General features: G+C 69.3%; 11 protein-coding genes. 4 read left to right on the forward strand and 7 right to left on the reverse strand.

Features of this window, described 5'->3' with window-relative positions; translation table 11 throughout:
- The first annotated feature begins 122 nt into the window (after window positions 1-122).
- Together lxmK and ACIGAQ_RS29905 are read left to right on the forward strand one after the other, a co-directional pair.
- Window positions 123-1,298, forward strand: a complete 1,176-nt coding sequence (gene lxmK, locus ACIGAQ_RS29900) for a class V lanthionine synthetase subunit LxmK (protein WP_399788300.1) — start codon at window positions 123-125, stop codon at window positions 1,296-1,298.
- Window positions 1,295-2,260, forward strand: coding sequence for a T3SS effector HopA1 family protein (locus tag ACIGAQ_RS29905; RefSeq protein WP_399788303.1), 966 nt, complete (start codon window positions 1,295-1,297; stop codon window positions 2,258-2,260). Before lxmK ends, ACIGAQ_RS29905 begins: the two co-directional genes overlap by 4 nt.
- Before the next feature lie 57 nt (window positions 2,261-2,317).
- Here ACIGAQ_RS29905 and ACIGAQ_RS29910 read toward each other — a convergent pair whose 3' ends face one another.
- The 3 genes from ACIGAQ_RS29910 to ACIGAQ_RS29920 all read right to left on the reverse strand — a co-directional run bounded on the left by ACIGAQ_RS29910 (window position 2,318) and on the right by ACIGAQ_RS29920 (window position 6,754).
- A complete protein-coding gene (locus tag ACIGAQ_RS29910) occupies window positions 2,318-3,892 on the reverse strand; it encodes a hypothetical protein (protein WP_399788306.1) in 1,575 nt (524 codons plus the stop codon).
- Between the two features lie 586 nt (window positions 3,893-4,478).
- Window positions 4,479-5,171, reverse strand: coding sequence for a DUF998 domain-containing protein (locus ACIGAQ_RS29915; RefSeq protein ID WP_399788308.1), 693 nt, complete (start codon window positions 5,169-5,171; stop codon window positions 4,479-4,481).
- 353 nt (window positions 5,172-5,524) lie between these two features.
- Window positions 5,525-6,754 (reverse strand): sensor histidine kinase, encoded by a 1,230-nt coding sequence (locus ACIGAQ_RS29920; RefSeq protein ID WP_399788311.1) that lies wholly within the window; start codon window positions 6,752-6,754, stop codon window positions 5,525-5,527.
- 576 nt (window positions 6,755-7,330) lie between these two features.
- On the opposite strand from ACIGAQ_RS29920, the gene ACIGAQ_RS29925 reads away from it, so the two are divergent.
- The gene (locus ACIGAQ_RS29925; RefSeq protein ID WP_399788314.1) at window positions 7,331-7,750 is read left to right on the forward strand and encodes a subtilase-type protease inhibitor; all 420 of its coding nucleotides are present in this window, start codon (window positions 7,331-7,333) and stop codon (window positions 7,748-7,750) included.
- Between the two features lie 572 nt (window positions 7,751-8,322).
- Here ACIGAQ_RS29925 and ACIGAQ_RS29930 read toward each other — a convergent pair.
- Window positions 8,323-9,741, reverse strand: coding sequence for a sugar porter family MFS transporter (locus ACIGAQ_RS29930; protein WP_399788317.1), 1,419 nt, complete (start codon window positions 9,739-9,741; stop codon window positions 8,323-8,325).
- A gap of 463 nt (window positions 9,742-10,204) precedes the next feature.
- The gene (locus ACIGAQ_RS29935; RefSeq protein WP_399788320.1) at window positions 10,205-11,383 is read right to left on the reverse strand and encodes a serine hydrolase domain-containing protein; all 1,179 of its coding nucleotides are present in this window, start codon (window positions 11,381-11,383) and stop codon (window positions 10,205-10,207) included.
- A gap of 281 nt (window positions 11,384-11,664) precedes the next feature.
- Between ACIGAQ_RS29935 and ACIGAQ_RS29940 the strand changes: the two genes are divergently transcribed.
- Window positions 11,665-12,102 carry an SH3 domain-containing protein gene (locus tag ACIGAQ_RS29940; protein ID WP_399788323.1) on the forward strand — a complete coding sequence of 146 codons (438 nt, stop codon included), beginning with the start codon at window positions 11,665-11,667 and terminating at the stop codon, window positions 12,100-12,102.
- A gap of 730 nt (window positions 12,103-12,832) precedes the next feature.
- Here ACIGAQ_RS29940 and ACIGAQ_RS29945 read toward each other — a convergent pair.
- The gene (locus ACIGAQ_RS29945; RefSeq protein WP_399788326.1) at window positions 12,833-13,942 is read right to left on the reverse strand and encodes a beta-propeller fold lactonase family protein; all 1,110 of its coding nucleotides are present in this window, start codon (window positions 13,940-13,942) and stop codon (window positions 12,833-12,835) included.
- A 149-nt stretch (window positions 13,943-14,091) separates the two neighbouring features.
- Window positions 14,092-14,895: a CDP-diacylglycerol--glycerol-3-phosphate 3-phosphatidyltransferase gene (gene pgsA, locus ACIGAQ_RS29950; protein WP_399788329.1), complete on the reverse strand. Its 804-nt coding sequence runs from the start codon at window positions 14,893-14,895 to the stop codon at window positions 14,092-14,094.
- Window positions 14,896-15,067 lie beyond the last annotated feature (172 nt).

The following is a 15,067-nucleotide window of genomic DNA, read 5'->3' on the forward strand; positions in this document are numbered from 1 at the left end:
CCTGTGGAACACCCGGCGGGAAGGCCGAATCCCACTGTGCCGTGCGGTGACGAAAGCCGGGATCCGACGATCCGGGGACCGGCCGGGGGTCCCGGTGGGGGCCAGTGGTGCGGTTTTGTCCCATGCCCACCGCCCGCTCCACCGTTCAGGGGGCACTGCCCGGCCGGGCCGGGCGGCAGCCTTGGAGGGGACCGAGCGGAAGGCTGAGACCCATGGCCACACGGCAGACACCTTTGCCCGTCGATCTCGAAGGCGTCCCTGAGGTCCGCCGTGCCGTTGCGGGCCACGGGCTGGGTTCCCTGCTGCCCGAGACGGTCCACTCCTTCCACGGGCGCAACGACAACTGGTCGGGCCGTACCACCACCGGTGCGCAGATCTTCGTCAAAAGGATCCAGGGACCGGACGCACAACAGCGTTTGCGTCGCACCGTGTTGTTCGAGGAACTCAACGGCACATGCCGTGCCCCGGTGCCCGCGCCCCGATGTCTGGGGTGGGACGAGCCGTCGGGGATCGTGATCTACGAACAGCTCGGCGGGGCCCGGAACGCGGCGGACCTGGCGGATGACGCGGCCTTCACCGAGGACCTCGCCCGTGAGGCCGGGAAGGTGGTCGGCCGCCTGCACGGCATGTCGGTCGACCGGCGTGCGCGGCACGAACCACGAGAGCCGTGGCTGACAGACCCCCGGCAAGCGGTCAGCGCCGAAGCCTACGCCCAGGCCAGTGGAGCACTGCTGGAGCTGTGGGGGCTGTTCCAGCGCGACACGACCCTGGCCGCTGCCGTCGACGCCCTGCACCACCGCACCCACCAGGTAACGCCCACACCCATCCACGGCGATCTGCGGCTGGATCAGTTCCTGTGCGCGGACGACGCAGTGTGCATGGTCGACTGGGAGGAATTCGGCTGCGCCGACCCCGCCCAGGACATCGGATCGTTCGTGGGGGAGTGGATATATCGCGCCGTGTCCGCAGGGGTCACCGACTCCCCGGCGGACAGCGAAACGCTCATGAGGTCCTGGGGGCGGGAGATGGACCGCAGAATGCCCTTCATCCGTGCCTTCTGGGCCGGCTACACGGACAACCGGCCGCTCACCGACCCCGAACTGGGCGTGCGCACCGCCGGTTACACCGGATGGCACCTGCTCGACCGGGTCATGGCCGGCTGCCAGGAGCGCTCCCGGCTCACCGCTGTGCAGAAGGCCCAGACAGGCATCGCCCGGACACTCCTGCTCGATTCCGGGCAGCTTTCGGCCATCACCGGGATCGGTGCACACACCTCAAGCAAGGAGATGGCGGCGTGACCACCGAAACCCTTCAGATCACAGACCGTGTACGGCAGGCGCTCACAGCAGTGGAAGTGACCTCCACCGGCGAGACCACCACCTTCCGGGTGGGGGAGAGGCACTTTCGGTCGGAGAACCTCGCCGTGTTCCGCGGCAAGCTCAGCGCGACGCTCTACGACACCTTCCACAGCGGCCGCGACTCCCGGCAGCAGCGCCCCCGCGCCCTTCGCGATCACGCCTTCGAGGAACAGCTCGCCGCGGCCACCCCCCACCGGTACACCACGAACACCGGCCGGTACGCGGGACGCCTGGAGGGTTCCGGCGACATCCTGGTCGACCTCCGCTCCCTGCGGATCAAGCTCGCCCCGGACAACGTCCAGGCCCCGAAACACCCCCGGGCCGGCGATCCGGTCCGGCTTCGCCTGCCGGCGCTGCGACCTGCCCTGTCACCCGGCTTCTACCTCGCCGACGGCCCCGACGGACCTCCCCCCGCAGGCCCCCTGCTGCGCCTGTACGTCCATCTGACGGACCCCGACGCAGCCGCCGCCGCGTGGAAGGCATGCCTGCTCCTGCTCGCCGGGCGGGGTGTACGGTACCGCGCAAAGATCGTCTCGGCTCCCTGGATGTATCCGCGCAGGGACGCTCTGGTGGTCTACCTCGGTCACGACGCCTGGCGCGCGGTGCCCGAGCTGGGGGCCGCTCTGGCGCACCTGCCCGGCAAGGGCACCGCCACCTCTGTGCTCACGTCCCCTCTCGCCCCGGGCGTCTCCTACGCCTGGGAACCGGACGATTCCCGCGCCGGCAAGATCGGCATGAGCTTCGGGCAGCACCGCTGCGCCGCACTCACCGACGGCCTGCTCGCCGAGGCCGCCGATCCGAAGACGGGGGGAGAAACAGCCTTGGTCCAGGCACTGCACGACGCCAACATCGACCCTCACGCCCCCGAACGCAATCTCACCTCCCCGCGCCTGCAGTGGTAGTGGCCGGCATCGCGCAGGGATTCGCCCGGCGCCCGCCGAGGTGAGGCGGGAGACGATTCAGCAGCCGGTGGCCGAGCGGTACGCCGAGCGCAGGTCGGGCTCCGGCTGGCCGAGCACTGTGACGCCGATGCGGCAGACCCCGTCAGGGAACTGGTGCTGCAGGGCGAAGTCGTAGGTGAGGCGACCCGACAGCGAGATGACATAGGCCGCCTGCCGCGGTCCGGGCGAGTCGGAGGACGACGCGTCCGTGGGAGTGTGCCAGGTGACCGTCACGGTGAAGGGCCGGGTCGACGTCGCGACGATCGCGACCTCGGCTGTCGCCACGCCGTCGTCCCCCACACTCAGTGCGGTGACATTGAGCGATTTCAGCGCGTCGGCGGAAGCTCCAGCGGACGCACTGACGCGCGCGGTGGGCGAGGTGCTCGGCCGGAGGGACTGTCTGCGTCTGCCGAAATCCACGGTGTCCCCCGCAGCGCTGCTCCGTGAGGGAAGGGCAACGGCGGTGACCGAAGGCGACGGTGCGGCAGCAGGCGCTTGGGGCTTCTCGGCGCGACGGGCAGGGGAGGGCGCGAAGGTGACCTCCGCTGTCGGCGTACTGGCCGCTGCCCGCTCCTTCCGGCCCGGAGGCGAGGAGCCGGGGCGGCCCCCGCACCACTCGGCGGCCACCGCCGCCAGCACCACGGCACAGGCCGTCACCAAGCCCACGGAGCGAAACCTCGCGTAGCCGCCCCTCTTGGCCCGCCGGCGCCCCGATGCCCTGGGGCGGGGCTGTTGCTGCAGACAGGGCGCGACATGAGCGCCGAGGTGGCTGCGCGCCCGCTCCTCCCAGCCCGTTCCCAGAACCTCGGCCGCCCACCCGTTCAACAACACCCCGGCCTCCCAGGCCTGCACCGGAGCCCGTGCACGGGTCAGCCCCACGCACCATTCCCACAGCAAGCGCTCGGGCTGTCGGTCCATGTCCCCGAGCAGGGGCCATCGGTCCGCCTCCAGCGCAGGGTCCGCCGGGGGGATGCGCCCGGTCAGACAGTGGAACAGCATCGAGACCACGGCCCAGGCGTCCGTGTGCAGCTGTCCCCGCCGCGCCGTGCCCGCCTCATGGCCGAAAGCCCATTCCGTGATCTTGACCCGGCCTCCCGGCGAGATCACCACATGCCGGGCCTCCAGGTGCCTCGGACCGACCCCCACCTGCCGAGCCGCGCCCAGACCGAACAGGGTCTGCACGGCCACCCAGACGGCGGCCTCGACGGGCAGCGGCCCGGCCGACTCCAGGAGGTCGGCCAGGGACCGCCCCCTCACCAGCTCGCTCATCACCGCGACGCCATGGTGGCTGACGCGGCAGCCGATCACCCGAGCCAGGCGGGGATCGTCCAGGACCTGCAACGTGGCCATGTCGGCCTGCACCCGCCGCACGGCGGCGAGGTCGGAGAACGACGAAGCGAAGAGGAACCTGACGATGACTTCGTCGTGGGTTTCCTTCTTGCGCGCCAGCACCGTGCACGAGTCGAGATCACTGCGGAGTTCCCGTACGAGGCAATGGTCGTGCAGCCACCAGGGGCGACGGTCCAGCCCCTGGACGGGGTCGCTGTCAGGGCCGAACCGTCCCCGGTCGTGAAAGTCCAGAGCGTCGTTCACCGCATGCACCAAGGCTCCTTCCGATGCCGTCGGCTGGCATCACCTACGGCACGGAGCCCTCATGGTCAAATCGCGCACGGTTCACGCAGGGCGCACGGACTGCCCGCCCGGGACCCTCCCGGGCGAGGCCTCCTGCCGACTGATGGGGCATCACCGAGGGCCGGATCTCGGGGACTTCTCCTGCCCGGTACCGATTCGCCGGCAGTGCCGGCTCGTGCCCGCGGCGACACCGGCACACGGCAGGTCAGATCCTCGTCACAGGCGGCCGGTACGGCGTCCGCGGTGCCCTACACCCCTACCGGTCCAGCCGCTTGACGATGGTGAACACCGGCAGAGCTGCCGGTCCGGTCACGGGTCCCGGGCCGCCCGTGCGCGACCTGCCCGGGCAGCTGGGTGCCGGGCGGACCGGAGTCGGGCTCCCACCCGGCAAGCGCCCTCATGCGCGTCGCCCCCGGCCTGCAACGGATCGCGGTCGTGCCGACGGTGTAAAGCCTTCTTACAGCAGCGCCGATCGAGCTCGGCGCACGATCGATGAGTCGGCAGGCCGCCGGCCACACCGTCACGTCCAGTGCATCCGCGTGCTGCGTCATGCAGATTCGGGCGGCCCTGAACCGAGTGGCGGGCTGCTCCGCCGCGCTCGCCACGCGGTCCAGGCGAACAACACGCCCGTCCCGATGATCCAGAGAATGCTGGGCCACGCCGATGTCCGCTCGAACACACCCTGGGTCCGTGGATCGGGCCTGATGGCCGTGACCAGGGCGGCGACCAGAGACACCGCGCCGCACACGATGCCGGTCATGCCCCAGTACGGATGGTGGCCGGCCCGGCGGAGCATGTGCCCCAGCAGCACGACGCCCACCGCCCCACCGGTGAAGCACACCCCGGCGGAGAGCAGATGCGCGAGCGGGCGCAGGTTGTAGGGGTTGAAGCCGCTGGAGACGAGTCCCAGTCCGCTGACGGCCAGCACTGCGAAGGTCCACTTCCGAAGCCGGCCGGGCGGGAACGCGGCCACGTTGAGCACCGCTCCCAGGAAGACACAGACCCCTCCGACGATCCAGGCGATGTCAGCGGCTTCGTGCCAGGGGGAGCAGAACCGGATCCCGGCGATGTCGCGGCATCGCGTGATCCCGAGCGCCGAGATGATGACGGCTTCCAGGTCCTGACTCGATGCGTGAGGCAGGACAACGAAGTTGTTCACCACGAGCATCTGGACCAACGACACCCACAGCAGACCTCCGGCCACGAGCCTTCTCGATGCAGTGCCAGTGAATTCGCGCATGTGCTGGTGTCTCGATCGGCATGAGGTTCCAATGGAGCGGACTGCGGCCTGCGCGCACCTGCCGGCCGGACAGCCGGAGCGCCGCGTCGCTTTCCCCTGCGGAGCGCTGCGCCGGCGAGCCTGCGGGTCCGCGAGCCCAGAACGGTTCCCACAGGTTCATCGGCAGAGCCCTCGGCCCGCCGGGTTCCGCGACGGCCGTTTCGCCCAGTCTCGCCTCCGCCGGACGACTACGGGGACATATCGCCCCGGCGAGTCACGGCCGGTCCGCTTCCTCGACAACCGCCCGCGGGCGGTCGACGGCCCGCGGCCGGTCGCCGACCGCCCGCTCGCGCACCACCCGGTGCCGTGAGCGGTCACCGGAGCGGAACGGTCACCACGACCGTCACGCCGTGCCCTTCGCTGCCCTGCATCGTGATGCCTCCGCCCGCGCTTTCGATCCGGGTCCGCTGGGAGGCGATGCCGATGTGTCCCTGCTGCAGGCTGGTGCGCAACTGGGAGGCGGACGCCCCGACACCGTCGTCGCTCACCTCCAGGTGCAGCATGTCTGCGGTGAGCGCCAGGGCGACGCGCAGGGTTCGCGCCCGGGAGTGCCGCACCGCGTTCTCCAGGAACTCGCGTGCCGCGCTGATGACGAGTTTCTGCACGTGAGCGGGGATCTGGACCGCCGCAGGCAGGCCGTCGTGGAATTCCAGGGCGAAGCCCCCTCTCGCCGCCGATGTGTCCGCGAGGTTGCGCAAGGACTCGACCAGGCCGACCTCCTGGGCCACGGCGGGGTGCAGGCCACGGATGGCGGTGCGCAGATCGGACACCGCCACCTGCAGGTTGCGGTCGACGCGCTCTGCGGTGTCCGGCCCGTCGGGCACCGCGTCGAGCTGCTCGCGTATCTCGGAGACGTCCTGCCGCGTGGCGAGCAGGGTCTGCAACGGCCCGTCGTGGATGGCCTCGGACAGCACCTGTCGTTCCCGCTCCTCGATGACGACGTTCTCCTCGAGGAGCTGTGCCCGGGCCTCGGCGAGTTCCGCTATGGCCGAGACCCTGGATCGGTTGATCGCGGAAATGAACACGCACGCCAGGCCGACGACAGCGGAAAACACCACGAAACGTCCGATGGTCGTCCAGTCGGGGTCGATCGTCGTGAATCCTGCCCCGCACAGCCACGCACCGGTTTCCGCGATCGACACGAAAAGCGTCGCGCGCGGATCTATCTGGAAGGCCGCGAGGATGGGAAGAAGAAGATATGCGTAATCCAGGTAGCCGAATCCTGAAGTCGATATGGTGAACTCCTGAAAACCGCCTATGGCGATCAGGATCGAGGTCAGTGCGGCGGTGTCGATGACGATGCAGGGCACTTGCCCCGGGAGGGCCCGGTTCGCCACGACTCTGGCCACCAGCAGGATCAGCCACGCCCCGTACAGGCACGTCACCGTCAGCGAGACGATCCACCTGACGCCCGTGACGGTGGTCTCGGATATGTTGACACACACCATCCCGAGGATGAAAAGGCGCAGCACGCATTGCGCCTGAAGGCTACGGAACTCGTGCCCGCTGATTACCTCGCCGATGCTGCTCCTGGGGCTCAGCACATATATCACCCGGTCCTGCAGTGCCGTCCGCAGCGGGGTCGATTCCGGAAAAATTCACGCGCCGTGATGAGAACCGTAATCCTCATAGACGTTACTCCGCCGCCCGAGGCTCCGCAGCTTTGTCGCCGGCCCGCCGGCCGGGCCGAGGCTCGCCGAAGGGCCCGCATCCCGATCGGAGGAGTCGTCCGCCACCGCCCTCCTTCTCCGTCCGGGCCTCGCCGCGGTTCGTGCAGGGCGGCAGGCCGGCGTGGGGCAGTCGAAGGCCCCGCGCTTCCGGCCCGGCCGGGATCGAACACGACGCCCCGGCGATCCCGGCCGGCTCCTTCCTGTGCGGATTCAGCCAACCTGCACCAAAAGGAAAGGGCTTACTTCTGCAAAGACTAGATCGAGTCACTCTCTCTGGGGTCGCATACACTTCTTCACGAATTCTTCAACTCCCCTGCCACCTGGGCACACACACTTTCAACTTCTTGCAGGACGACCGCGTCCAGAACACGTCGGGCCGGATAGCGGGCTTGACCCGTGCACGCCAGACTCCACGTCGATCCGATTCGTCTGCCAAGGAGCAAAGAACAGATGCGCAAATCCACGGGACTCGCAGCGACCGTGCTCGCCACCGCCGCGATCACCGGCGCCGCCCCGTCCGCGCACGCAGAACCCGGCAGCCTCTACGCCCCCTCCGCTCTGGTGATCACGAGCACGCGGGCCGACGGCTTCGGCACCATCGATCAGGCGACGACCCTGAGCTGCGCCCCCCGCCCCACAGGCACCCACCCCGCGCCCGGCCCCGCGTGCCAGGAGCTGCGACGGACGGCCGGCGACTTCGGCACGCTGCTGGCCGAGGCCGGCGACCACGCCTGCATCAAGATCTACGCACCTGTGACGATCGGCATCGAGGGTGTCTGGCAGGGACAGCGGGTCTCCTGGCAGCGCAGCTTCGCCAACGCGTGTGAGAGGGAGGCGGCAGTTCAGGGCAACGCCGTCTTCGCCTTCTGAGCCGCGGCCACGAGAGGCCATGCGGCGCGGGCGACGTGGCCTTCCAGCCCTGGCCGGCGCTGCTGCACCCGCCGCACGGCTCGTTCCGGGCCGCAGCTTCAGGCCGGGGCGAGACGCCCCGCACGGCCTGTCGCCGTTTTCGAACTGCCCGCCCCGCTTCGGCAGTTCGAGAGAGAGGTGAGCGGTGCCCGGATGCCTGGGGAGGTCCGCCAGGCACCAGCTCACTGCAGGTGGTTCGGCCCGTACTGTGGGGGTACGGGCCGAACAACCACATCTCACCTTGTTCTACCCGCCGCACCTGTCGCTGAAGCGATCTCACGCCCGCCTCGGCACAAGGTGATGCAACTCGGCCACCGGCGCCGTGGATGAAGCACGCCTGCCCACCGCGGCCAGACCACAGCCCCGCAGCGGTGACCAGGCAGGGCACGGGCACTGTGACCCCACGACCTCACCACGCCGATGCATCCACCGGCCGGACAGGCCGCCCGAGGCTGTCTCGAACTGGCTGAGCCGGCCGGCGCCGAACCGGTCGTGCGGGGTGCCTAGCCGATCACCGTCGGCCCAGGCGGCATTCAGCCCATCTCCTCCAGCGCCTTGCCCTTCGTCTCGGGAACCCACTTGAGGATGAAGGGGATCGACAGCAGCGCGAAGAGCGTGTAGATCACGTACGCCCCCGACAGGTCCCAGTCCGACAGGGGCGGGAACGTCACCGTGATCAGCCAGTTGGTGAGCCACTGGGCCGTGGCCGCGACACCCAGCGCGGCGGCACGGATCCTGCCCGGGAACATCTCGCCGAGCAGTACCCACACCACCACACCCCACGAGAGCGCGAAGAAGAGCACGAAGCAATTGGCGGCCAGGAGCGCCACCACGCCCTGGAGATCGGGCAGCCGCACATCGCTTTCGCCCTCGGTCTTGTACGAGAACGCCCAGGCCGCCACACCCAGCGCGACGGCCATGCCGACGGAGCCGACGAGCGCCAGCGGCTTGCGGCCGATGCGGTCGACGAAAAGCATCGCGATCACCGTGCCGACGATGTTCACGATGGAGGTCTCGAAGGAGTACAGGAACGAGCCCTCCGGGTCGATGCCGACCGACTGCCACAGCGAGGAGCTGTAGTAGAAAATCACGTTGATGCCGACGAGCTGCTGGAACATCGACAGGCCGATGCCGATCCAGACGATCGGCCAGAAGAGGAATCTGCCCCCCAGCAGGTCCTTGAAGGTGGGCTTCTCCTCGTGCTGCATGTTCTGTTCGATCTCGGCGATGCGGACATCCAGGTTCACCCTCCGGCCCTCGACGTCGCGGAGCACCGTGCGAGCCTGCGCGTGCCGGCCGACGGAGACCAGGTAGCGGGGGGACTCGGGAATGAGCAGGGAGAGCAGCCCGTAGAGCAGAGCCGGGATCACCATGACGCCGAGCATCCACTGCCAAGCCTCCAGGCCCGCGAGCCTGCCGCGCTGCTCGCCGTCGGCGAGGTTGAGGATGCCCCAGTTGACCAGCTGCGAGACGGCGATGCCGGTGACGATGGCGGCCTGCTGGAAGGACGCCAGGCGGCCCCGGTACACCGGCGGGGAGACCTCGGCGATGTACGCGGGAGCGATGACGGAGGCCATGCCGATGGCCACGCCGCCCAGAACGCGCCACAGCGCCAGGTCCCACAGGGCGACGGGCAGCGCCGACCCGACCGCGCTGATGGCGAAGAGCGCCGAAGCGATCTGCATCACCCGGATACGGCCGATGCGGTCGGCGATCCGGCCCGCAACCGTCGCACCGGCAGCGCAGCCGATGAGGGCCGCGGCAATGACCTGGGCCAGGGCTTCGGAACCGACGTCGAACCGGTCTCCGATCGCCACGACGGCTCCGTTGATCACCGCACTGTCATAGCCGAACAGGAAACCGCCCATCGCAGCCGCCGCAGCGATGAAGACGACCCGGCTGAGGTGCTCCGGCCTGGCCTCGCGGGCTTTTGGCGCGTCCGCCTCGGGCATGCAGGTCACCACCTTCTCGGCGCGGCACCTCTCGGAATCCACGCAGCGTAATGCGCACATCCTCGATATCTCGATCGCACGGTTCCGTGTCGGACAACCGACCGTGCTCAGGCAGCGGCAGGTGGGCGCGCCGTACGGGCTCGCAGCGCCCGGCGAGGGCGCAGAGCGTGTGCCCGTGAGACGGCTGTCCCCCGCAGGCGGGAGCTCACACGCACATGCTGCCGCGGGGGCATGGGCGCAAGGCCGGCCCCGGGTCCGCCCGGCGCCTGCCGGCCTTTCCGCCTGCCTTGTCGGCACGGCCTGCTCCCGCAGACGGTGTCCGGAGCGCCGAGCGCCCCTCGCACGTGGTCCGGGAAGCTGCACTTGTGCCGCAGCACGGCCGACTGCTCCTGCGGGCCTCGGATTTCAGCGGTGATGCGTCTTCGCTCCTCGACGTCGTGGCCGAGCACCCTGGGCTGTGGTGTCAGGAACCGTCGCGCAGGAGAGCGCAGACGAAGTCCTCCTGGATGCCACGCAAGCGCCGCATCCCCTCCGGGTTGACGGTGTCACTGAACTGAGCGGTGACCGAGAACGTGAGAGAGCGGCGGCCGTCGGGGGTGGCCACCGCCAGCTGTGTGTAGCCGGCCGTGTTGCCGGTGTGCCCCAGGACCACACCGCACCGAGTGGCATAGCGGAAGATGCCCAGCCCCACGGCGTTACGTCCGGGACCGGCCGGCTTCGAGGCACCCGGAGTCCACCGCCGCTGTTCCCGCAGCACCCGCTCGCCGTACAGCGCGCCCCCGGCGTAGCCGCGGATGAAGCGGGTCATGTCGGCGGGCGTGGAGATGATGCCTCCGGCAGCCCAGCTACTGGAGGCGCTGAACAGCTCGCTGACGTCCTCCGGCGGCATGGGCGGATCCACCGCATAGCCGTGCAGGTAGGGCCTCGGCATGCGATTGCCCTGGGGAAGACTCGTGTCGCGCAGGTGCAGCGGCCGGTAGACCAGCTCGTGCAGCAGCCGCTCGTAGGGGTTGCCGGTGACTGCCTCCGCCATCAGGGCGACGGCGATGTTGTCGGAGTTGGAGTAGTGGTACCGGCTGCCCGGGCGGAACAGCAAGGGCTCGTCGGCGACGAAGTCCAGCAGCCGGCGGGAGTCGAACCGGTGCTGCGGGTCGCGGGTGAGAATGGCCCGGTACTCAGGGCTCTCCGTGAAGTCCGGCAGCCCGCTGGTGTGGTTGAGCAGCTGCCGCAGCGTCACCCGGCCCCAGGCTTTCGGCAGCTGCGGCAGGTGCCTGCGCAGGGTGTCGTCCAGATGCAGCGCGTGGCGGTCGACCAGGCTGAGGGCCACCGCCCCGCTGAAAGCCTTGGCCGCACTGGCGATACGCATGTGATCCCCGACCCGGGGCGGGCGGCCGCTCTCCAGGTCGGCGACTCCGGCGCGCAGCACCCGGCTCTCGCCGCCCCGGCGCAGCACGGCGATGATCCCGGGCGGACCCCCAGGGCTGTTCACGAACGCGTCGAGCTCATGACGCAACGCGGCGTCGCCCTCGGTGGATGCGTCCGTGGCACCGGCCGGCGTCGGGTACACGGCCGCACAGCAGAGCATGATCACGGTGACTGCACGCAGTCGCGTGCGACGCGTGACACCGGCGAGAAGGGGCATCGCAACTCCTGTTGCCGAGATGAAAAGGAGAGGAGCAGAGCAAGCACGATCACCCTCACACCGTCATGCCACCGATGCCACCGCGTCGCCTGCATCCGGATGCACACCCCTGCCCCGGGCGGCGCCGACCCGTGCGACCGAAATTCCCTACGAGACCGAAAGGGGAATATTCCATCACCTCGAATTTCAACCGATCAGGGGAGAGGTGGGCTCCAGCGGCTGGGGTTTCCTTGGATGACACGGGCACCCAGCCCATCCGGAAAAGAAGGGAATTTTTGTCTATGTTGATTTCAGCGAAGCGTGGCGCCATGGTGTCCGGGGCCGCGGTGCTTGCCGTCATCGGCGGCTCACTGATCGCCGCCAACCCGGCACTGGCCGCTGATGCCGCCGCCCCCGCCAAGCCGTACGGCACGGTCATCAGTCCCGTCGGCGTCAAGGAAAGGGCGCTGCCCACGACGAACTCCGCCGAGCTCGGAGTACTTCCCCACAACGCGCAGGTCGGCCTGCAGTGCAAGGTTCATGGTCAGTCGATCGATGGTAACGATCTCTGGTACAAGCTGCGGAACAAGGTCAAGGACAAGGACGCTTGGGTGTCGGCTCGTTACGTCAAGAACACCGGCGACGTCAAGCTCTGCTCCGGCTCTGACGCCCCGATGCTGTCGGCGGCGCAGCAGCAGCCGGTTCATCAGAGCGACGACGGCCCTGGCCCCGTGGGGTGACCTTCCCTGCCCCCACCACCGTGCCATCGGGTGGTGGGGGGCCTCGGCGGATTCCGGCGGGGGGGGGGGGGGGGGGGGGGGGCCGGGGGGGGGGGGGGGCCCCCCCCCGGGGGGGGGGGGCCCCCACGCCGAAGACGTGAATGAACGCCCCCGCTTGCTCTGACGGGCAGTGAGATGCCGAGAAGGAAAACAAGCCGGAAACGACGCATTCCCGAAATGCGCGAAACGTGATTCTTGAGGTGGGGAATGTGCGGAAGGCGATGCTGGTGCAGGTCTACTCTTCGGACTGATTACCGCTGGTCTTCACACCCAGGCGAGCGGTTGCCGCACACGCTGCTCATGCCCCTCATGAGCGTTACGCCCTCGCTGTCGAGGTCTTTCACATAAAACGTTAGCCGTCGGCGGACTCGCGATCGTCACACGATCAGCCGTTCCACCGTCTGGTGCGGGCTTCCCCCGATCGGCCCCGGCCGGTCAGCGCACATCCCCGGGCATGGCGAGCACGGGCAGTGACAGAACCCGGCTCAGATCGGCGTTGTGCCGGCCAGGGACACCCCTGGGACACGGCGGCAGGGCGCGGCTGCGTCACCAGCAAGGCAGCCTGCGAAAGGGCCGGCACGCGACCCGGGGGAATCCGGTACCGACGACCCCGCGGAGCGGCACGTCACCCCGTCACCGCTCCGACCGCCCCCGCCGACAGGGCACGGCGGCCGGCGGGCAGCTCAAGGCCTCATCCAGGCTTCGGTCCGATCGCCACATCCAATGCGGTGGCGAAGCCATGGATGGGTTCGACCTTGGACGTGCTGGTGTCGATCACCGAGAGGGTACTTGGTTGGTTCAGGCCGCCGGAGACGGCGTAGACATGGGACCCGTCCGGGGTGACCGCCACACCGGTGGGTTCGCTTCCGACCTCAACACTGGTGATGACGGACGGCGGGCTGCGGGTGAGGTCGACCGTCGTGATATCGCCCCAGGCGAAGTTGGCGATATAGGCGCGGGTGCCGTCCCGGCTCACCGCTATGTCCACCAGGTCGGCACCGCCGGCGATGGTCGGGGTGAACTTGACGGAGTTGTTCGCGGTGTCGATCACCGACAACGTGCCATTGAGGTTGGTGACGTACACGAGTTTGCCGTCCGGGCTGATGGCCACTCCCTGCGGCATGTAGGGGCCCTGCTGAAGGTCGATGGCGGTGACAAGAGTGTTGGAGGTGGTGTCGACCACCGCCAGGGTGCCGTCGAGCCAGTTCGCGACGTAGGCACGGCTGCCGTCCGGACTGATCGCCACGGATTGAGGTCTCCCGCCGACATGGATGGTCTCGACGACAGAGGGCGAATCGGAACCGATGTCGACCACCGACATGTTGTTGTCGAGGTTGTTGGTGACGTAGGCGCGGTTGCCGTCCGGGCTGATCGCCACGTCCACGGGGTTGTTGCCGACTTTTACGGAGGCGACGTCGCCGCTGGCGGGCAGGATCCGCGACATGCTGTTCGCAAGCCTGTCAGCGGTACACACCCTGGTGCCGTCCCGGCTTACCGCCACGCCGTTGGGGTCGCTGTCGCTGCCGACGGGGTAAGCGGCAGCGATGGGCTTGTCGGCGCCGGCGTCGACCATCAGCACTTGATCTTGATTGGAGCTGCCGCCGACGACGTTGCTGACGTAGGCCACGGGTTGGGATTGCGCAGTGGTGGGTGAGGCCAGGGCGGAGGGCGGAGCGATCACTCCGGCAACGATGGCCACTCCCGCCGCCCATACCCGCACCGGCGCCCGCCACCAGCCTCTGCCGTGCCGTCTGCCCTGTTTCTTCTGCTTCGACGTGTCCGAGGCTGCGATATCCGACATCAGACCTCCCGTAGTGCATGACACCGGCGGGCGACGTCAGCATCCGTCACGGCCGGAAAACCGATGCTTCCTCCAGACTCTGCGTCGTCGCCGCATGGTGAAACTGCCCGCCTGCGCCGGGAGGACCGACCGTCCGGCCTGCCTCGTTACTACGCATGGCGTCCACGGCCTTTCACCGCCGGCAGCGCACCCTGGCGACGGCCCGGGAAGTACCCGTTCCCTTCGCCCGTCGCGGCCGTCCGGCGTGCGGCGAGAGCCCGCCTGCGCAGAGCAGCGGCCTGTTTCACATAGGCCAGGCCCGTCGCGACCGTCAGGGTCACCGCAAGCGTCATCACCCAGAACCGCATGGTCGCCAACGGGCCCGTGAGCGCCAGTACGTACATGCTGACGGCCGTACCCTGAATGAGCGTCTTGAGCTTGCCGCCCCGGCTCGCGGAGATCACCCCGTACCGGATGACGGCGAAACGCAGCAGGGTGATGCCCAGTTCCCGGCCGAGGATGACGCCCGTCACCCACCACGGAAGGTCGCCCAGCGACGACAGACAGATCAGCGCCGCCCCCACCATCGCCTTGTCGGCGATGGGGTCGGCGATCCTCCCGAAGTCGGTGACCAGGTTGTACGCCCGCGCGATGTGACCGTCGAACAAGTCGGTGATCATGGCGAGAACGAACGCCGCCCAGGCGAACGAGCGCCATGCCGGGTCGTCCCCACCGTGGCTGAGCATCAGCACGACGAACGCCGGCACCAAGAACAACCGGAGCATGGTCAGCATGTTCGCCACGTTGAAGACACCGGCCTGGCCGCCACCGGCTTGGCCGCCACCGGTCTGCGCCGGCACGGCCTGCCGCCCATCCGGCGCGGTGGCGCTGCGCTCCACTTGGCCGGGCCCGGGCCCGGCCGGGCCGGCGCCGGGGGAGGAGCCGGATGCCGGGGGCGACGGTATGCCGGTCATGTGTCCGTCTTCTCGGTCCACGCGCGCGAGCCCCGCAGCGGCCGGGCCGCACGGCCGTCCATGGTCTCGGCCTCGTCGACGGGTTTCACGAGCGCCCCCTCGGTGGGGCCCACCCGCTCCTCGGCGGCGCCGGGCGCCTCAGCGCTGCCGGGTGGTGCCGCACGGGGCTGAG

It is taken from the genome of Streptomyces sp. NPDC085932, from assembly GCF_044540525.1.
Classification (GTDB): Bacteria; Actinomycetota; Actinomycetes; order Streptomycetales; family Streptomycetaceae; genus Streptomyces; species Streptomyces levis.

Excerpts from the sequence above, each read along its gene's own strand:
- ACIGAQ_RS29945 (WP_399788326.1), bottom strand. The coding sequence starts at position 13,942 with ATGTCGGATATCGCAGCCTCGGACACGTCGAAGCAGAAGAAACAGGGC.
- ACIGAQ_RS29925 (WP_399788314.1), top strand. The coding sequence starts at position 7,331 with ATGCGCAAATCCACGGGACTCGCAGCGACCGTGCTCGCCACCGCCGCG.
- ACIGAQ_RS29935 (WP_399788320.1), bottom strand. The coding sequence starts at position 11,383 with ATGCCCCTTCTCGCCGGTGTCACGCGTCGCACGCGACTGCGTGCAGTC.
- lxmK (WP_399788300.1), top strand. The coding sequence starts at position 123 with ATGCCCACCGCCCGCTCCACCGTTCAGGGGGCACTGCCCGGCCGGGCC.
- ACIGAQ_RS29915 (WP_399788308.1), bottom strand. The coding sequence starts at position 5,171 with ATGCGCGAATTCACTGGCACTGCATCGAGAAGGCTCGTGGCCGGAGGT.
- pgsA (WP_399788329.1), bottom strand. The coding sequence starts at position 14,895 with ATGACCGGCATACCGTCGCCCCCGGCATCCGGCTCCTCCCCCGGCGCC.
- ACIGAQ_RS29930 (WP_399788317.1), bottom strand. The coding sequence starts at position 9,741 with ATGCCCGAGGCGGACGCGCCAAAAGCCCGCGAGGCCAGGCCGGAGCAC.
- ACIGAQ_RS29940 (WP_399788323.1), top strand. The coding sequence starts at position 11,665 with ATGTTGATTTCAGCGAAGCGTGGCGCCATGGTGTCCGGGGCCGCGGTG.